The sequence below is a fragment of the Pseudomonas sp. BMW13 genome (genome assembly GCF_013357275.1).
Taxonomy (GTDB): Bacteria; Pseudomonadota; Gammaproteobacteria; order Pseudomonadales; family Pseudomonadaceae; genus Aquipseudomonas; species Aquipseudomonas khazarica.
Genome location: NZ_SUKD01000035.1, coordinates 39,614 through 59,886, shown reverse-complemented (window position 1 = coordinate 59,886; position 20,273 = coordinate 39,614). Strand labels below are relative to the sequence as shown.

Sequence of the window (20,273 nt, the reverse complement as noted above, 5' to 3'; positions counted from 1 at the left end):
GCACACCATCGGGGAACGCCGCCTCGGTGGCGTTCCAGCCACCAAGCAGTTGCTCGCGCTCCGCGCCTGCCAGCATCGGCAAATCCCCCAGACGGCGCTCGGCACTCTCGGCCATCGCCAGCAGCAAGCGCTCGAAGTGCTCACGCAGGCGCTCCACCTGACTGGACGCCAGGCGGTCGGCACGGTAGGCGTAACGGATATCCAGGCACTCGTCAGCACTGGCCACCAGGGCCAGGGCGAAATGGGTGCTCTCGACCGGGCGCTGGCCGAGTACGCGCAGGCTGTCACCGCCGCCAGCAAGCGCACTGTCCATGGGGAAATTCTCGAACACCAGAATGCTGTCGAACAACGCCTGGCCCGGCTTCCCGGCCCAGCGCTGGATATCGTGCAACGGGCTGTGCTCGAACTCGCGAACGTGCAGGTTGAGCGCTTGCAGATCTCGCAACCAGTCGCCAACGGCCCATTGCGGCTGGATTTCATGGGCAATCGGCAAGGTATTGATGAACAGACCGAGCAGGCTCTGTGCACTCGGTAGCTCAGCCGGACGCCCGGCGACGGTGGCGCCGAAGCAGGGTCTCGCCTGCCCGGTGTAGCGCCGTAGAAGCAGCAGCCAGGCACCCTGCAACAGGGTGTTGAGAGTCACACGCTGGGCCTGGGCAAATTGCTGCAGACCACGGGTCAGCTCGGCGCTCAAACGGCCGTGCACCTCACGCGCAGGCTCTGCGGCAGCATGCCCCAACGCACCAGCCAGCAGGGTCGGTTCGTCGAACGAGACCAGGCGCTCGCGCCAGAAGCGCTCACCGGCGGCGGCGTCCCGAGTCTGCAGCCAGTTGATGTAGTCGCGGTACTGGCCGAACTGCGCCGGCAGCGTTTCACCCCGGTAGAGTGCCAGCACCTCACCCACTTGCCGAGCGCTGCTCCAGCCGTCGGAGATCAGGTGGTGGCAGGTCCACAGCAGGTGGTAGCGGCGCTCACCCAGGCGCACCAGAGTCAGACGCTGCAGCGGCGGCATAGCGAGGTCGAAGCCTTCGGCACGCTCGGCCGCGGCCAGCGCATCCAGTGCTTCGGGCTCGGCGGCCTGCGTGCGCCAGTCGTGTTCACGTACCGGTAGCTCGGCATGACGCAACACGAACTGCAACGGCACACCCGCTTCGGTGAGCACGAAGCCGCTGCGCAGCACGGCATGACGCGCCACAACCTGCTGCCACGCGGCGATGAAACGCGGTGCATCCAGCCCCTCCAGGTCGACCCGCAACTGATTGACGTAAAGACCGGAGCCCGGCATGTCGAGCGCATGGAACAACAGTCCCTGCTGCATGGGCGACAACGGATAGAGATCGTCCAGATCACTCACGGGTAGATCGAGACTGTCCAGCGTCGCCTGGTCCAGGCCAGCCAACGGCACGTCGCTCGGCGACAGACGCGGCGTGGCGATGCGCACATGGGCCAGCAGCTCGTGCAGCGAATCCTCCAGTCCCTGTACCAGGGCATCGATCGCCTCGGCCGGGAACATGGCCTGGCTGTAGGTCAGCTCCAACTCCAGACGCCCGCCCAGGATGCGACCATTGATCACCAGCCAGTTGCCCAGCGGGGCATTCTGCGGCTGGCTATGACCTGCCGATTCACTGGCAGGGCGCAGCACAGAATCGCCATCGAATTGCTGGTCGAACTGCCCCAGGTAGTTGAAGGTGACACGCGCCTGCCCCGCTGCACTCAGCTCCAGACCATGCTTGCTCAGGTGGCGCAGCACGCCATAGCCGATGCCGGCTCGAGGCACACCACGGATGCTTTCCTTAACCGCACGCAGTGCCTCACCCGGTTCGCCGGTCGGGCGCAGGCGCAGCGGGTAAAGGCAGGTGAACCAGCCAACGGTGCGCGACAGCTCCAGAGGTTCGCCGTCATCGAAGGCATCACGGCCATGGCCCTCCACTTCCAGCAGGGCCTCCTCGCTCCCCGTCCAGTTGCACAAGGCGCGACCGACAGCCGTCAGCAGGACGTCATTGATGCGCAGGCGCTGAGCGGCCAGGACCGGACCAAGAAGTTCGGAGGTGGCATCGCGGTCCAGAGCAATGTGGCGCTGCCGAGCCTCGCGCCAGGTGGCCGCCGCGTGGCCATCGGCCTGGGGAATTGCCGGGGCATCGGCCAGTTGCGCCAGCCAGTACGGCATTTCGGCGTCCAGTGCCGGACTCGTCGCCAGCGCCTGCTGGCGGGCAGCCCAGACGGCATGCGGGTCGCCTTCGGCCGGCAATACAGCTGGCTGCCCCGCGCGAATAGCACCATAGGCGGCGTGCAGATCTTCCAGCAGCACCCGCCAGGAGACGCCATCCACCGCTAGGTGATGAATCACCAGCAACAGGCGCTCGCCGCCCTCGTCCAGGCCGACGTGCATGGCACGCAGCAATGGGCCATTACGCAGATCCAGGCTGCGCTGGGCTTCGTCACACAGGCGCTCGAGCGTCTGCCGATCAGTTGCATGGCGGCGCCAGAGCAGCGTCAGGTCGAGTGCCCCCATGTCAGCGATACGCAGACGCGCTTGCTCACCATCCAAACGCAGACGCAACGCCGGGTGGCATTGCAGCAAGACATGCAGCGCACGCTCCAGTGCAGTGAGATCCAGCGGCTCGCTGGCCTCCAGCAGGATCGCCTGATTCCAGTGGTTGCGCAGCACAGCCGGTACACGCTCGAAGAAGCGAGCCTGCACCGGGGCCAGCGGCGCGCCACTGGCGGGCGGTGCGTTGACGGTGGCAGGCGTCGTGGCGACTTCCGACACCTCGCGTGCCTGCAGCCACTGCGCCAGTTGCCGCACGGTCTGCCGCTCGAACAACTGCTTGGGACTGAGCTTGAAACCCAGTTTGCGGATGCGCGCGATGATCTGCAGGCTGAGGATGGAATCACCACCCAACTCGAAGAAGTTGTCTTCGGCCCCGACCCGTTCGACCTTGAGCACCGCCTGCCAGATCGTCGCCAACTGGCTTTCCAGTTCGCTCAGCGGCACCTCCTCGCACGGTTTGCCAGCCATGTCCGGACGCGGCAGTGCCTGGCGATCGACCTTACCATTGGCAGTCAACGGTAAGGCCGGTAGCAGCATCAGTTGCGCCGGCAGCAGATAGTCCGGCACCTGGGCTGCCAACTCCTGGCGCAGCGCTTCGGCCTCTCCATCGGCCACACACCAGGCCAGCAAGCGCAAGGGCCCATCGCCCGCGCTCTCGGCCAGCACCAGAGCATCATGCACACCCGGCAGACGCTTGAGCACCTGCGCCAGCTCGGCCGGCTCCACCCGATAACCGCGGATTTTCACCTGTTCGTCGAGGCGACCGAGGAATTCGATCTCACCATCGGCACGCAGGCGCACGCGGTCGCCACTGCGGTAATAGCGCTCATCCTCAAGATGGATAAAACGCTCCGCTGTCAGCTGCGGCAGGCCCAGATAGCCGTCGGCCAGACCGGCACCGGCGATCAGCAGCTCACCCGGCACGCCAAGTGGCAGGCTGGCGAGCTGCTCGTCGACCACCCGCACCCGACTATTGGGCAGCGCCCGACCGATAGCTAGATTGCCCTGCGGCAAGGACTCACCGATGCGCCACTCATGGGTCAGCACACCCACGGTGGTTTCACTTGGGCCATAGTGGTTGACCACCCGCAAACCTGGCGCCAGCTCACGCACACGCGCCAGCAGTGGTGCACCGCAGGCTTCGCCGCCGAGCACCAGCAGGCGCAGCGGCAAGACCTCGACCGGCTGCGGCGCGGCGGCCAACAGGCCGCTGAGATGGCTGGGCACGATCTTCAGCACGGCGACGGCACGAGCCTGAATGAAGGCGGCGAAACGCTCGGCATCGGCCACCTCCTCGGCGCTGGCCAGGCACAACCGCCCACCACTGCATAGCGCACCGAACAGGCTGGTATGGCCGAGATCGGCCGCCACCGACGACACCATCGCCCAGCCCTCCCCGGGCTGGCTGTCCAACCGTGTCAGCGCGCCCTGCACGTAGTTGGCCAGGGCACCGTGGCTAACCACTACGCCTTTGGGCTGCCCCGTGGAGCCGGAAGTGAAGATCACATAGGCCGGACTGGCCGCGTCGATGACCACGGCAGGCGCCTGCGCTGCAAAGTCCGACGGCCCTCCGGCCTCGACCAGGATTGCCTGATCCGGGAAGAGCGCCGCAGTTTCACGCTCGCTCACCAGCACGCAGCGCGCCCCACTCTCGGCCAGTAGTTGCTGCAGACGCGTACTCGGCAATGCCGGATCGAACGGCACGTAGGCAGCACCTGACTTCAGCACCCCCAGAAGCATCAGCAGCCAGCGTGCACCGCGCGCCTGGCAGAGCGCGACGCGCTCACCCGGGCCGACTCCCCGGGCGCGCAAGGCATTGGCCAAACGGTTGGCCGCGGCGTCCAGCTCAGCATAACGGTATTGACCATCCCAGGCCTCGACTGCCATTTCGCCCGGGCGTGCCATGCACTGTCGATTGAACAACTGCAGCACATCAGCGGACGGCCACGGGCGGCGCTCGCCGGCCAGTTCCGAACGCAGTTCGGCTGGGACCAGAGTCAGTTGTTCGAGTGGCTCGGATGGCCGGGCACAGAGTTGTTCCAGTTGCCAGGTGAAGGTAGCGACGATGCGTGCCACCGTGCTGACGTCGAACAGATCCTGGGCAAAGACGAAGCTGCCGCGCAGATGGCCATCCTCGCTGGCCTCGGCCATGTCCAGGGCCAGATCGAAACGCGCACCGTACTGCTCTTCACTGAACAGTTGCAGTTTCAGCGGGCCGGCATCCGGCAGGCGGCTGACGTCGAAGCCGAAGTTGAACTTGACCTGCGCCAGAGGGTTCCAGGCCAGACTGCGCTCCGGTTGCAGCGCCTCGACCAGTTGCTCGAAGGGCACATCCTGATGTGCCTGGGCACCCAGTGCCAACGGCTTGAGCGCAGCCAGCAGATCGCTGAAGGAAGCCTGCACATCGACTCGGCAGGGGTAGACCAGGGTGTTGACGAAGAAGCCGATCAGCCCCTCGGTTTCCAGTTGCTGGCGGTTGGCGACCGGCACCGCGACACGCAGATCAGCCTGGCCACTGCAACTGCGCAGCAAGACGCCATAGGCGCCCAGCAGCAACATGAACAAGGTGACGTCGTGGCTGCGCGCCAACGCCCTCAGGCGCTCGCTCAGCGCCGCATCCAGCTCGAAACTGAGACTGCCGCCACGGTAGCTCTGCTGCGCCGGACGCGGGCGGTCGCATGCCAGGTCGAGACGCGGATTGTCATGCCCCAGTTGCTGCACCCACCAGGCCAGTTGTCGCTCACCCTCGCCATCGGCGAGCAGGCTACGCTGCCACTGGGCGTAGTCGGCGTACTGCACCGGCAGCGCCGGCAGCGCCGCCTGGTTGCCTACCAGCGCGGCACTGTACAGCGCGGCGAATTCATCCATCAGCACACGGATCGACCAACCGTCGGAGACGATATGGTGCAGGGTCAACAGCAGTACATGATCCTCCGCGGCCAGGCGCAGCAGCGTCAGACGCAGCAGCGGGCCGTCACGCAGGTCGAACGGGCGCCCGGCTTCCTCTTCGGCCAGGCGATGCGCCTGGGCCTCGGCATCGCCGTGGGCGGACAGATCCAGGCGCACCATGGGCAGTTCCAGCCGCGCATGGATGACCTGGCACGGCTCGCCCTCACGCTCGTCGAAGGTGGTGCGCAGTGTCTCGTGACGCGCCATCAATGCCGCGAATGCCTGGCGCAACGCGCCCTCGTCCAGCGCGCCGCGCAGGCGCAGGGCGCCAGGGACATTGTAGGCAGCACTGTGCGGTTCCATCTGCCAGAAGAACCACAGGCGCGCCTGCGCCGGGGACAGCGGTAGCGCGCCATCACGTGGCACAGTGCGCAATGGCGGGCGGCTGTCGCGCTCGCCAAGCGTCGCCACAGCGGCGGCAAAGGCATCCAGCCGCGAGGCCTCGAAGATCATCGGCAGCGGACACTCGACGGCGAGGAGTTGGCGAATCCGCGATACCAGCCGGGTCGCCAGCAGCGAATGACCACCGAGTTCGAAGAAATCATCCTCACGGCCGACTCGCGGCAGCTCGAGCAACTCGGCCCAAAGCGCTGCAAGCTGGCTTTCCAGGCCCTCGCGTGGCGCGCTGTAGTCGTCATTGACGTCCGCCACTTCGGGCAAGGCCTTGCGGTCGATCTTGCCATTGACGTTCAGCGGCAACTGAGCCAGCGCGATGATCTGCGTGGGCACCATGTACTCGGGCAGTTGCTCGCGCAGCGCCGTCTTGAGCGCTTCGGTCGCCTGCAGCGGCGCCACGTAGGCCACCAGCCGGCGCCCTGCCATGCCGTCGCGACAGACCACGGCCGCTTCGCTGACCCCATCGAGCGTGCGCAGGCGTGCTTCGATCTCGCCGGGCTCGATACGGAAGCCGCGAATCTTGACTTGCTGATCGACGCGCCCGAGGTAATCGAACGAGCCATCTTCACGCCAACGCACACGGTCGCCGGTACGGTAGAGACGCCCACCCGTCATGCCGAAGGGATCGGCGACGAAGCGCTCGGCGGTCATCCCAGGACGCTGGTGATAACCGCGCGCCAGCAACTCACCGCCGATGTACAACTCGCCGACCACACCGCGCGGCAGCGGTTGCAGGTGCTCGTCGAGTACGTACAGGTCTCTAGCGCCCACTGCCTCGCCGATGGGCGCATAAGCGGCACCACAACGGCTGGTAGCATCGGCCTTCCACAACAGGGGCGTGACCACCGTTTCGGTAGGCCCATAGCCATTGATCAGGTGTTCCGCCTTGAGGCTGCGCCGCGCCAATTCGAATGCTGCCTCAGGCACCGCGTCACCACCGAAGCAATAGATGCGCATGCTCGGCGCATGGCCAAGGCGTGCCGCCTGTTCGGCCAGTTGCTGCAGGAAGGCCGGCGGGAAGGCCGCAACCGTCACCTGATGCAGCTTGAGGCGTTCCAGGGTCTGCTCCGGCGTCCACAACGCAGCACCGCGGATCAGCAGACTGGCGCCGTGGCTCAGTGCAGTTAGCCAACGCTCGTGAGCCCCATCGAAAGCAAACGACATGAAGATCAGCTCGCGGTCACTCGGTCGCATCGCATAACGCTCACCGATGGCGCGGCAGTGTGCGGCGATTTCGCCATGCGCTACAGCAACGCCCTTGGGCTGGCCAGTGGAGCCGGAGGTGTAGATCAGATAGGCCAGGTTGGCCGGGTGAACCCGTGAAGCGGGGCATTGCGCCGGCCAGGCGGCATCATCGAAACGGTCTAGATCCAGGCGCTGCACCGAATCGCCAATCGGCAGGTGCTCGGCCAGCGCTGACTGACTGATCAACCAGCCGATACCGGCATCCTCGATCAGCCAGGCCAGGCGTTCGCGGGGATGATCCACATCCAGCGGCACATAGGCGCCGCCGGCCTTCATCACGGCCAACAGGGCCAGCGGAATATCCACGCCGCGCGGCAAGGCCACGCCAACCCGTGCCTCGGGGCCGACACCCGCCGCGACCAGAGCCTGGGCCAGGCGGTTGGCGCGCGCATCCAGTTCAGCGAAGCTCAGGCTGCGTTGCTCATCCTGCAGCGCGATGGCCTCCGGCTGGGCGGCAGCCTGGGCTGCGATAACCGTCGCCAGCGGCTCGAAAGCCTCAGCACTGGCCGGTACTGCACGGCGCCACAGCGCTTCGTCGAGCCAGGCACCCGCCTGCAACGGCGCATCCGCCGGCTGCTTCGGCAGTGCGCGCAGCAGCGCGAGGAACTGCTCGGCCATGCACGCCATACCGGTAGCACGATAGCGCTCGGCAGCGTAGCAGAAGCTCAGCTCGAGGCCGGCCTGGCTCTCGCGTACACGCAACACCAGGTCGAAGGGGGTTTCCAGATCGATCTGACGCAGGCTTTCCACGTTCAGCCCCTGCAATGCCACCGTTCCCCGTACCTGATGGTCGAACGCCACCTGGCAGAGTGGATGGCGACCGTGACTGCGATCTGGCTGCAACGCCTGCACCAGTTGCTCGAACGGCAGATCCTGATGAGCCTGGGCATCCAGCAGCCCATCACGCACCTGGCGCAACAGCGCACTCAGGCTCGGGTTGGTCGAAAGGTCGCAGCGCAACACCAGCAGATTGACGAAGAACCCAACCAGACGTTCGCTGGCGAGCTGTTCACGCCCGGCCTGGGTAAGACCGATGCGCAGATCCTGCTGGCCGGTGAAGCGCTGCAACAACAGGTTGAACGCCGCCAGCAACAGCATGGCCAAGGTCACACCGTGCTGCTGGGCCAGCTGACGCAACTCCCCGCTCAAGACATCGTCGAGACGCTGCTCGATGAAGCCGGCACGACGTCCACTCTGGCGAGTCGTGTCGACCAAGGTGTATGGCAACTCAAGCGGCGGATGTTCCTGCCCAAGGTATGTGCGCCACCACTGCAGCAGTCGTGCGCTCGCTCCACCGTCCAGTACCTGCTGCTGAGCGGCGGTGATATCGACGTACTGATGGCTCAACTGCGGTAGCTGCGCAACCTCACCTTGCAGACGCGCCGCATAGCACGCCGAAAACTCCTCCAACAGCAGATTCAGCGAGGCGCCATCGGAGATGATGTGGTGCATGCAGAGCAGCAGCGCCTGACGGCCTTCGCCCAGGTGCTGCAGACGCAGACGTAGCAACGGGCCGCTGACCAGATCGAAGGTTTCGGCAGCGAATTGCAGCGCGTCGCCCTCGGCAGTGCTCGGCTGACCACTCAGATCGATCTGACTGAACGGCACCGGCGCGGCGTCGGTCAGGTGCAGGCGAACTTCGCCATCACTGTCCTCGACGAAACGGCTGCGCAGCGTCTCGTGACGCAATTGCAGATCGACGAATGCCTGTTGCACTGCGTCGACATTCAGCTCGCCGCGCACCGTCAGACCACCGGCGATGTGGTACAGCGGGCTGTGCGGCTCCAGCTTCCAGAGGAACCAAAGACGGCGCTGGGCCGGCGACAGCGGCAGCGTGCCATGGCGATCCAGACAGGTCACTTCGGCGCAGGCCGGTGTATCGACAACATGACTGGCCAGCGCAGCGACGAAAGCGCCCAACACCGGCGCCTCGAACAGCAGGCGCGGCTCCACTGCGCGGCCATGACGCTCACGCAGGCGTGCCAGTAACTGGGTCGCCCGCACCGAATCACCACCGAGGACAAAGAAGTGATCGTCACGTTCGACCGCCTCCACCTGCAGCACCTCGCACCAGAGAGCAGCCATGGCCTGCTCCGCCTCGCTCAGCCGAGCAGTGTTCACCCGATCGCCTTCCACCAGTTGCCCGGCACGCTGTACCGCGTAAGCCGACAAGGTGCCATCAGCCAATTGCTGGCGGCATGCAGAGCGCTGCAGCTTGCCGCTGGAAGTCTTTGGCAACGCGCCCGGTTCCAGCAGCGCCACGAGCAGCGGTGCTTCCTGGAAACTGTCGGCGACGGCCGCCGAGATAGCCTTGATCAGCGCGGCAGCCGGTATCAACTTGCGCACACTGCGGCCAATCTCGGCGGCTATACCGATCCCCTCGCGACCGTTGTGCTCCACAGCGAATGCAGAGATACGGCCCTTGCGCACCACATCCACTTCTTCTTCGACACAGCGTTCCAGATCCTGCGGGTAGAGGTTCTGGCCACGCACGATGATCATGTCCTTGAGCCGCCCGGTGACGTACAGCTCATCGTTGTGCAGGAAGCCCAGGTCGCCGGTACGCAGCCAGACGCGCCCATCGCGCTCGACGAAAGCACGCTCACTGGCCTCGGGGTTGCGCCAATAGCCCAGCGCGACGCTGGGGCCACTGCTCCAGATCTCGCCAACCTGCCCAGGCCCCAGAGATGCGCCGCTGTGCGGATCGACCAGTTGCACCTCATGCTCGGGCTGCAGGTGCCCGCAGCTGACCAGCAAGGTGCCGCGGCCGGGGCGTCCCAGGTTACTGGCCAGTGCCGTCGGATCCACCTCCAGCAAACCGATACCTTTACCGCGTTGGCCACCGGCAACGAACAGGGTCGCCTCGGCGAGGCCGTAGGAGGCATAGAGCGCATCGGCATCGAACCCAACCCGCGCGAAGGTGGTAGCGAAGCGCTCCAGGGTGTCCGGACGAATCGGTTCGGAGCCGGAGAAAGCCAGGCGCCAGCGGCTCAGATCAAGCCCCTCCATGGCGCCCTCACCGATGCGCTCGCAGCACAGCCGGTAGGCGAAATCCGGGCCACCACTGACCGTACCGCCGTAACGGGAGATGGCCTCCAACCAGCGGCGCGGACGCTCGAGGAAGTAGCGCGGCGACATCAACACACAGGGAATACCGCTGTAGATCGGCTGCAGCAAACCACCGATCAGCCCCATGTCGTGAAACAGCGGCAGCCAGCTGACCATCACGTCATCGGCACAGATACCCAGGCCATGGCGAATCAACCGCTCGTTAGCTAGCAGGTTGCCATGGCTGACCTGCACCCCCTTTGGTGTAGAGGTGGAACCCGAGGTGTATTGCAGGAAGGCGATATGCGCATCACTCAGCTCCGGCATCTGCCATGCCAGGCCCAGACCGCCCGGCGTGTGGTCAACGGCAAGCAGCTGCGGCGTGGCACCACCGACAACCTGACAGGCCGGACGCAGGGCGTCCAACAAACTGGAATCGGTGAGCACCAGGCTCGGCTCGGCGTCACCGAGAATGGCCTGCAAACGCGCCAGGTGCTGCGGCCTAACGGACTCGGGCGGATACGCCGGCACAGCGATGATGCCGGCATACAGGCAAGCAAAGAAGGAAACCACGTATTCCGTGCTGCTGTGCATCAGCAAAACGGCGCGATCACCGGGTTGGCCATGCTGCAGCAACCAGACAGCCAAATCACGTGCGCGCTCATCCAGTGCACGGTAGGTCAGTGCTTCGTCCACCCCTTCAGCGATAAAACGCAGAGCGATATCGCGCGGCGTTTCAGCGGCACGCTGGACGAGCGCCTCAACCAGGTTGGTGGCAGCGTCGTAACGATCATTCATGGCATCACCTTGAATCGCGATGGGTGCACTGCACCCGCCGTGTGAAATGGAATATTCGGGTGCTCAGAGCAGATCCAGGCCATGGCCTTGCGCCATGGCCACAATGACCTTGCGCGGGCCACTGAAAGGCGTGCGCGCATGAGCAGTCAGCATGTTGTCGAGCATCAGCACATCGCCGCTGCACCAAGGAAAGCTGACCGTCGCTTCGGCCAATACGCCGCGGATGTCATCGAGCAGGGACTCCTCGATCGGGCTGCCATCGCCGTAATAGACATTGCGCGGCAGGTCCTCTTCGTCGACGATTTCCAGCAGGCTTTCGCGCACCTCGACGGGCAGGTTGGAGACGTGGAACAGATGCGCTTGGTTGAACCACACCCAGTCACCCGTGCGTGGATGACGGGCCACGGCCTGACAGAGCTGGCGAGTGCGCAGTTCACCGTCCTCCTTCCATTCGCATTCGATCTGGTGAGCCCGGCAGTAGGCCTCGACCACCGCACGATCACTGCTGTTGAACACCTGTTCCCAGGCAACGTCCAGACCATTGCCGTAGTTACGCACGTACATCAGCCCACGCTCGCTGAAGCGTCGGCGAATCGTCTCACCGACCTGACGGTAGACCACCCGACTGTCTGCGATGGGCGTCTCCCCTCCACTCTGCGCGGCCTGCATGCAGTAGAACCAGATACGCATCGGCCACTCGCGGGTGTAGGCCTGCTCGTTGTGCAGCGGAATATGTTGATGCGGCGGATACTCGGTAGAGGTGTAGACGCCAGCGGTCACGTTACTGCGCGGCGTGGAGCCGAATTCGTAGTTCAACAGCGGGTCGCCGAATGCGGCGGCGAACGCACGAAAACGCTCGGCTTCGCCCACCGCAAAACCGCGCAATAGCACTCCACCACAGCGTTCAAGGTGTTGATCGATCAGCTCGCGCAGCTCCTGCTGGCTCGCCAGCAGGTCGATTCCGTCCTCAGCCTGCACCAGCAGCGGTAAACCCTCACGCGACTCAGGCAAAGGCTTTATGGAGAAGAAAGTCATCGCATGCTCCTCTCAGGCCTCGATAGCCCGGAGATCCCGCCCACTCTCACGCAGCTTGCCGAACATGTATTCGAGCAACTGCTGTTCGCAGGCGTTGATGAAAAAATGATCGCCCTCGAACATCTCCAGAGAGAAGTCATCGGCGGTTTCGTCCTGCCAGGCCGCCAGCGCATCCATCGATACGCGATCCGCCTTGCCGCCAAGTACATGGATCGGGCAACCGAGCCGCGCACGGCGGTAGTAGCGATAACGGCCACACAGCAGAAAATCGGCGCGCAACACCGGCAGGGTCAGGCTGAGCATCTCCGCATCGTCAAATACGGCTGCTGGCGTTCCCCCCAGGGACCGCAGGCGCAGTAGCAGCTGCTCATCGCTCTGCTCTTGCGCCAGTTCGAGGTGGCTCTCACGGCGCGACGGCGCCGACGCCGCCGAAGCGAACAGCGCCTGCGGGGCAGGCATGCCGAGCTGGCGCAGCGCATGGGCCAATTCGAAAGCCAGCAGGCCACCGAGACTGTGACCAAACAGGGCGTAGGGCTGCTTGAGCGACTCGCTCAACTCGGCCGCAAGCTGCTTGGCCAGCGCGTACATATCGGTCTGCAATGGCTCATTGAAACGCCGACCACGCCCTGGCAACTCCAGCGGCAACACCTCGACCGAAGCCGGCAATGAACGACGCCAACGCGCATAGGCCATCGCGCTGGCACCGGAATACGGCAGGCAATACAGGTGCAGGCGGCCAGGCATCATCACCGCTCCACAGCCTCGCCGCTCATCACCTGACGCAAGCTCAGTGGACGCATGTCGACCCACTCCCGCTCAACGTAGTCCAGACACTCCGCCTTGCTGCCTCGCTGCTCCGTCTCACGCCAGCCAGCGGGCACCGCCTTGTCGTCCGGCCACAGGGAATACTGCAGCTCGTGATTGACGAGAACCTTGAATGTCGCGTCGTCGCGATCGAATGCCATCTCTGCCTCCTTCTCGCCCGGGTTGGGCGGCTTTCCGATGAAGACGAAGGAGAGGAGCGAATAATTAGGATTAACCCATGAGATTAATTATCATGCGCACCACTTGAGAAAGCATTCTCATCCGACTGAACGTTTTGATTTTTGATCGAGTCAGAGGCCACGTATGATTTGATAATAATTATCAACTACATTAGATTTGGCCACCTCGATACCGGCGCAGGAACCGCCAGGCAGGGCGAAAGACCCGCGCAATGGATTCGCGTCAGATCTCCCCCATGTGGACGCCCATCACGCTCTGGCCGCATAGGAAACATCTCATGCCCAAGACGCTCCCCCCCCAGCAGCATATGGCCCTGCACGACCTGTTCGTCACCCGCAGGCAGACCTTCATCAACGCTGCGGCACGCATCCTCGGCTGCCGTAGCCACGCCGAAGATGTGGTGCACGACGCCTATATCAAGCTCAGCGCCGCGAGCATGGTCCCTAACATCCAGTCGCAGAGCAGTTACCTGTTACGCGTGGTGCGTAACCTGGCGATCGACCTCTATCGCCGCCAGGCTCTGGAGAAACGCTATGCCGGCAGCGAGGAAGAAGGCCTGTATATCGCTGCCCCTGGAGCCTCACCAGAGACCAGCCACGAGAGTCGAGAGACCTTGGAGATGCTCTCCTCGGCCTTGGCGCAGATGCCCGAGCGCACTCGCTACGCCTTCGAGATGTACAAACTGCACGGACGGACGCAGAACGACATTGCCAAGGAACTGGGGGTCTCACCGACCCTGGTGAATTTCATGGTGCGTGATGCACTGCTGCACTGCCGGCAAGCGCTCAAGCGCATCGAAAGCAAGGCACGCTGAAAGGAAGGGGAAGATAACCGACGCGCCTGTTGGGGACTGGCAGATGGCCCTGCCAGAATCGAGCATAGCCAATCAAGGCCTCGTGATAACTGGCCTTGAGTATTTCGATACTCATTGCATACCCCCAAACGTATCCCGACTTTCCAGCCCGCAGCACCTACCCCCAGAGGGCTGCTGGAGACGTGACGAACCTACTCATGGAAATTCTGATGTTCTTGACGCTTCTGGTGTTCCGCTCTGACCTAACGCCAGAAACTTCGGGGCTTGCAGCCATGAAACAGAATTGCGAGGAAGGCGGAATACGTGGTGTTCTGAACGCCAATGCCCGTACGCCCAGGCCCCAAGGCCCATCTGGCGAGGGCATTATTTGTGCGTGACGCACACCAAGCACGCAAATGATAATTTGTATCACTCGCATTTGACTGCTAAATTATTCCGACCTCTTCTGCCGACGCGCTCCATTCGCGAAGCTTCCGGATTCGATCGCCATGCACCCTGCCACCGACCTCGACGCCCTGCTCAAGTCCGTCGCCCTCTGCCTGCCAGGCTTGAACGGCAACGTGGCTCCCGTGCGCAGCGACCAGTTCCTGTGCGGAGGCCAGGGCAATCAGGAGCGCATCGCCGCGCTGCATGACTACTGGCAGCATGCCCACCCCGAGGCCGGGCGACACTACTGGTCCACCCGCTGCTGGACCCTGCTGATCTGGCAACCCATCTACCTCAGCCTGCTGGCCGCTCACCTGGAGCGCCGTGTGCCCTGCCTGAAGCGAATGGGGCAGTCGATCCAGCAGGGCTTCGTCGGTGGTTTCAACCTTCCGCCTGATTGCGCGCTGTGCACAGGCGACCGGAAACTGGTCGAGAACGCAGCTGAACGACTGATGAACCTGCTGGAACATCAGCTCGAGGAGTTCAACAGCGTCTCCACCATCTACCCCAAGCTGGCCCGCCTGCTGATCGCCGACTGCGCCCGCGCGGCACTGCTTCTGCTGCAACGCCACCAGAACCTGGGCAATGCACAGCTGCGCGAGCTGGAAGAACAGTGGCTGCAAGCACTGGGACTGCCAGGCAAGAGCCCGCTGATCGAAGTCAGCCTGGACGACGGTCGCCAGTGCCTGGCACTGGGGCGCAATGCCTGCTGCCAACACTTTCGTCGCGCCGATGGCGAGCCCTGTGCCGGCTGTCCAAGACTGAAACCCGCCGAGCGCCTGCAGCGTTTTCGCGAAGAGCTGGTCTGCTGATGCTCGCACGCGGCTCGGCGCACGCCCCTCTTCGTGACAACAGAGCGCCCCGATTTGGCTGAAGTCGACAGCGCACAGTACCCGGTCGACGATTGCCGGCCGCTGAAGGCGGATGCTTGCCGCTACGCTCTGACGCTCCTCGGACTGTTGCTCATTGCCCTGCTGCACCTCAATCTCAGCCTCGATCACTGGACGCTGAACTTCCCCGAAGGCGACAGCTTCACCGCCTTGCAATTTCACCTGGCCAGCCTGCCGCGCATGGTCATGGCGTTGCTGGTGGGCGCGGCTCTGGGGCTGTCCGGCAGCCTGTTGCAGCAACTGACGCAGAACCGCCTCGTATCCCCCATGACCCTAGGTGCCGCGTCCGGCGCCTGGCTCGGGCTGCTGGTCGCCAGCCTGGCCTTCCCCGCCTTCGCTGCCGTGCAAGGTCACTGGGCTGCACTGGCCGGGGCGCTGCTGAGCGTGGGGCTGGTCCTGCTGATTGCCGGACGTGATGGCATCGCCGGCCTGCCGGTGATACTCGCGGGCATGGCCATGAACCTGCTGCTCGGTGCGCTGGCCATTGCCGTGCTGATACTCAACCAGCAGCAGACACGCGGCCTGTTCATCTGGGGCGCGGGCGACCTGGGGCAGATCGACTGGTCCTGGGTCAGCTGGCTCTGGCCCAAACTGCTGCCGGGGCTGTTGCTGCTCTGGCTGGCGCCGCGCGCGCTGACCCTGCTCAAGCTGGGCGGCACTGCCGCCCAGGGGCGCGGACTGAATCTGTGGCCAGCGCTACTGACGCTGTTTCTCGCCTCACTGTGGATGACTTCCGCAGCCATCACCGCAGTCGGCCTGATCGGCTTCATCGGTCTGCTGGCTCCCAATCTGGCGCATCTGTGCGGCGCACGCACGGCCCGCGACGAGCTGCTCTACAGCGCCTTGCTGGGCATGCTGGTGCTACTGGCCAGCGACGCCATGGCGCTGCTGCTCAGCCGCTGGCTGGGCGAGCGGATACCGACAGGCGCGGTTGCCGCGCTGGTCGGCGCGCCGGCCCTGCTCTGGCTGTCCCGGCAGCAGCGCGCTGCGGAAACCAGGCAGTCGCTGGACCTGCCGCGGGGCCGCGAGCGCTGCAGCGGTCGTACCTGGTGGCTGCTGGCATCGGCCACGGCACTCACTGCACTGCTTGGCCTGTGCCTGCAGCTTGAACCTCAGGGCTGGCAGCTGGCCTGGCCATCGGACGTGCTGTGGTCGCTACGCTGGCCGCGCTTGCTCAGTGCGGCAGCCGCCGGCACAGGCCTAGCCGTCGCCGGCGTGTTGCTGCAGCGCCTGTTGCACAACCCGCTGGCCAGCCCGGACATTCTTGGCCTGAGCGCCGGCGCAGCGCTGGTGGTGATGATCAGCCTGCTGCTGTTCGGGCAGGCGCTGTTCTGGCTGCTTGCGCCGATTGCCGCATTCATCGGCTGCCTGCTGGTCCTGGCGACGCTGGTGCTGCTGGGGCGCAAACAGCAGTACTCGCCAGGATTGATGGTGCTGGTCGGCATGGCGCTCGCGGCCCTGCTCAACACTGCGCTGCAACTGGCACTCAGCCAGGGGTCGTCGGACTCCCTGGCGCTGCTCGGCTGGCTGGCGGGCTCGACCTACCGCGTCAGCGCGCTGCAAGCCTGCGTGCTGGGGGTCGGCGTAAGCCTGCTGATCGGTCTCAGCCTGTTCTGGCAGCGCGCGCTGGACCTGCTCACGGCGGGAGACGGCATCGCTCACGGGCGCGGCTTGGATGTGCCGGCAACGCGCCTGGCGCTGCTGTTGCTGGTGGCCCTGCTCTGCGCCCTGGTGACCAGCCTCGTCGGCCCGGTGAGTTTTCTTGGCCTGCTCGCACCACACATGGCGGCGACCCTCGGTGCGCGGCGCGTTCAGCAACAACTGCCGCTCGCCGCGTTGCTTGGTGGCCTGCTGATGCTGCTGGCCGATGCCATCGGCCGCAACCTGATATTCCCGCTGCAGATCCCGCTGGGCATCGTTGCATCGATACTCTGCGGCAGCTACTTCATCCTTCTTCTGCTGCACAGACGCCTGTCATGAAGCGCCGTACCCTGTTGCTGTGCCTGCCCCTGCTCGCCTGCTCGCCACTGGCCCTGTCGGGCGAACCGCGTATTGCCGCACTGAGCTGGGAACCTGCCGAGCACCTGCTGCAGCTGGGTATCACCCCGCTGACGGTGGCCGATGCTCCGGATTATCGTGATTGGGTGGTACGCCCGACGCTGCCAGCCGACGTGGTCAACGCCGGCAGTCGCACCGAGCCGAATCTGGAACGGCTGGCGCAGCTGCGCCCCGAGCTGATCCTGATCACCCCGTTGCTGGAAGACATACGCGCGCCCCTCGAGCGCATCGCGCCGGTGCTGAGCTATGGCGACTTCACCCAGAAACAGGACAACCTGGAGCTGCAGCGCAGCAACTATCTGGATCTGGCCGCACGCCTGCAACGCAGCGACCTGGCAAACCGGCGCCTGCGCCAGATGCAACAGCGCATCGACGCCTTGCGCCAGCAGTTGCTCGTTCACTTTGCGGGCGAACTGCCCAAGGTCACCCTGATCCGCTTCGCGTCAGCGACCCAGGTGTACATCTTCGGCCCCAATTCGCTACCGCAGCACGCCATGACCCTGCTCGGCCTGCAGCCTGCGCAAGCGGTACCGGTCAGCCGCTGGGGCAGTACCCAGGCGCCGGTTACCCAGCTCGGCAGCATCGAGGATGGCGTGGTGATCTACATCGAACCCTTCGCCCAGCACGAGCGTCTGTTCACCACACGGCTGTGGCAGGCCATGCCATTCGTGCGCCAGCAGCGCCTGACCAGCATGCGCGCGACCTGGACTCACGGCGGCGTGTTCAGCGTGCAGTACCTGGCGCAAGCCATCAGCGAAGCGCTGCTGAAGCTGCCGGCTGAATAGAAAGCCCCGCCTGGGTTCAGGCGGGGCTGGTGGAGGGACTCAGTACTTCCAGGTCAGGCTCAGGGTCGCATTGCGCGACGGTGCGTAGTACGACTGCGCCCAGTACAGGCTGGTCAGGTACTTGCGGTCGAACAGGTTGTTGACGTTGAGCGATACGTTGAAGTGCGGGTCGATGTCATAGCTCGCCAGTGCATTGACCACCGCGTAGGAGCCCTGACGGCTGACGATGGTCTCGCCGGTCGTCGAAGTGCCCTGCTCGCGGAAGATCTCGCTCTGCCAGTTGACGCTGCCCCCCACCTTCAATCCCTGCACCTGCGGTACCCGATAGGTGGTCGCGAGGTAGAGGGTGTTCTGCGGAATGAAGGTGCGCGTGCTGCTGCCATCGCCATCGCGCAGGGAGAACAGATGCGTCAGGCCCGCACTGGCCTCCCAGCCCGGTGTCAGTTGCCCCGCCACGGTCATTTCAAAGCCTTCGACCTTGGTGTCCACGCCCTGATAGTAGGAGAAGCCCTCCGCCGCATCGAAGCCGGCGTACTCGGGGGTGTTGTCCTGCTTGGTGCGGAACAGCGCGAAGCTGGCATTGAGACGACGGTCGAACCACTCACCCTTGATCCCGCCCTCGATGCTGTTGCCTTCGATCGGCTCGAGCAAGGCATGGTTTCGATCGACCTGGTACTGCGGACTGAAGATCTCGGTGTAGCTGGTGTACAGCGAGTAGTTGTCGTTGAGGTCGTACGTCAGGCCGACATAGGGCGTCGACTTGTTCTTGTCGTACTGATGGCCTTCACCGACGCGCTCACCGCTGCTCTTGAGGTTGGTGTGGTTGACGCCGGTGATCAGCTTCAGCTGGTCGCTCAGCGAGAAATGCCCGGCCACGTAGTAGCTGCGGCGGTAGACGGTGTAGTCGGCCCAGCTGGTGACGTTGGCGAAATCCGGACGCGGGTAGTCGCCGTCGTAGTCCCACACCGGTGGCAGCGACTGGACGATGGCATCGTCACTGGATGTCCAGTGCGCACGGGTACGCGACCAGTTGCTGCCCAGGACCACTTCATGGGTCCGACCGAACAGCTCGAACGGCCCCTTCACCGACGCGTCTCCCAGCAGCTGACGCTCGGTACGATCGAACTTCGACCCATAGGTGTACAGGCCAAGCCCGGTGGTGGCATCCGGCACACCGCCAGCCATGAGCATTTCGGCGTCGGAACCGATCTCGCGGTAGTTGAGCGTCACCTGGGTTTGCCAGCCACCGCCCCAGTCGGTCTTCAGTTCGGCGAAGGTCTGCTCGTCATCGGTGTCCCAGTAGCTCCAGTCCGGCGCAGTGTTGTGCGAGCGGTCGTAGTGCACCTTGGAACCATTGGTGTAGTACAGCGACAACGCGCTCCACATGATCCCTTCCGGTCGGTTGCGCTGCTTGGAGTAGCCGATGGTCGCGGTGCTGCTGTCGGTCAGATCGGCCTCCAGGATGCCGGAGAACAGCGTCTTGCTCGGCTGGTAACGGTCCAGGTAGGAATTGCCCTCCTGCCCGGCGAAGATAGCGCGCCCACGCAGTGTACCGCTGTCGTTGAGGGAGCCGGACACGTCGGCCTCGAGGCGCCGCGTCTGCCAGGAGCCATAGCTGAAGCCCAGCTGCGCCTGGGTCTCACGGGTCGGTCGCTTGCGTACGAAGTTGATCGTCGCGGACGGATTGCCGGGGTTGGAGGTCAGGCCATTGGCGCCCTTGAGAATCTCGATGCGGTCGTAGAGGAAGGTATCGATGTCACCCATCTGCTCTTCAGAGGAGAAAGGTACGCCGATGCCGTCGATCTGGAAGTTGTTCACGTCCAGGCCACGCGCGGTGAAGTAGGTGCGGTCGGTCTCCACGCGCTGTACACCGATGCCCGCCGCCTGCAAGGCATCGTTGGCGTTGCCGAGCTTGAAATCATCGAGTTGCTGACGGTTCACGCTGGTGATGGTCTGCGGCGTTTGCCGCGGCGTCAGATCGAGCTTGGTCGCCGTACCGCTGCTCCCCAGGGTATAGGAGTCGCTCTGTTCGGTGACGACCGGCGGCGCCCGGTTGACGCCGGTGACGCTGATGGGCTGCAACACCAGCGCATCGCCATCCTCATCAACTTCCGCGGCCACCACCGGCCAGGCCAACGGCAACACGCACAGCGCCATGGCCAGTACGCGGGGACTGCAGGCAGCGCGCAGGCGCACCCGGTGTTCTGAGTGATACATCGTTTTCATGGGCAGACACTTTTTCTTGATTGAGTTGGATAAAGCGTGGGCACAGC

9 protein-coding genes are annotated in these 20,273 nt (G+C 64.5%); 4 read left to right on the top strand and 5 right to left on the bottom strand.

Annotation, left to right across the window (positions count from 1 at the left end; translation table 11 throughout):
• From E4487_RS22090 to E4487_RS22075, 4 genes are all read right to left on the bottom strand, one after another.
• The coding region (locus tag E4487_RS22090) for a non-ribosomal peptide synthetase (protein ID WP_175254406.1) at positions 1 to 10,987 on the bottom strand (10,987 nt) is incomplete at its 3' end.
• A gap of 63 nt (positions 10,988 to 11,050) precedes the next feature.
• The gene (locus tag E4487_RS22085) at positions 11,051 to 12,022 is read right to left on the bottom strand and encodes a TauD/TfdA family dioxygenase (RefSeq protein WP_037055677.1); all 972 of its coding nucleotides are present in this window, start codon (positions 12,020 to 12,022) and stop codon (positions 11,051 to 11,053) included.
• Between the two features lie 12 nt (positions 12,023 to 12,034).
• On the bottom strand, positions 12,035 to 12,766 hold the full coding sequence (locus E4487_RS22080; RefSeq protein WP_047585738.1) for a thioesterase II family protein: 732 nt from the start codon (positions 12,764 to 12,766) through the stop codon (positions 12,035 to 12,037).
• A gap of 2 nt (positions 12,767 to 12,768) precedes the next feature.
• Positions 12,769 to 12,987, bottom strand: a complete 219-nt coding sequence (locus E4487_RS22075) for an MbtH family NRPS accessory protein (protein ID WP_152489134.1) — start codon at positions 12,985 to 12,987, stop codon at positions 12,769 to 12,771.
• Between the two features lie 317 nt (positions 12,988 to 13,304).
• Here E4487_RS22075 and E4487_RS22070 point away from each other — a divergent pair, with 317 nt between their 5' ends.
• The 4 genes from E4487_RS22070 (at position 13,305) to E4487_RS22055 (ending at position 18,000) form a co-directional block, all read left to right on the top strand.
• On the top strand, positions 13,305 to 13,841 hold the full coding sequence (locus E4487_RS22070) for an RNA polymerase factor sigma-70 (RefSeq protein ID WP_051800647.1): 537 nt from the start codon (positions 13,305 to 13,307) through the stop codon (positions 13,839 to 13,841).
• 488 nt (positions 13,842 to 14,329) lie between these two features.
• Positions 14,330 to 15,079, top strand: a complete 750-nt coding sequence (locus E4487_RS22065) for a siderophore ferric iron reductase (RefSeq protein ID WP_175254405.1) — start codon at positions 14,330 to 14,332, stop codon at positions 15,077 to 15,079.
• Positions 15,080 to 15,133: 54 nt separating this feature from the next.
• Positions 15,134 to 17,137: a Fe(3+)-hydroxamate ABC transporter permease FhuB gene (gene fhuB / locus E4487_RS22060; protein ID WP_257229483.1), complete on the top strand. Its 2,004-nt coding sequence runs from the start codon at positions 15,134 to 15,136 to the stop codon at positions 17,135 to 17,137.
• Positions 17,134 to 18,000 carry an ABC transporter substrate-binding protein gene (locus tag E4487_RS22055; RefSeq protein WP_037055669.1) on the top strand — a complete coding sequence of 289 codons (867 nt, stop codon included), beginning with the start codon at positions 17,134 to 17,136 and terminating at the stop codon, positions 17,998 to 18,000. Before fhuB ends, E4487_RS22055 begins: the two co-directional genes overlap by 4 nt.
• A gap of 39 nt (positions 18,001 to 18,039) precedes the next feature.
• On the opposite strand, the gene E4487_RS22050 is transcribed toward E4487_RS22055, so the two are convergent.
• Positions 18,040 to 20,226, bottom strand: coding sequence for a TonB-dependent siderophore receptor (locus tag E4487_RS22050; RefSeq protein WP_175254404.1), 2,187 nt, complete (start codon positions 20,224 to 20,226; stop codon positions 18,040 to 18,042).
• Positions 20,227 to 20,273 lie beyond the last annotated feature (47 nt).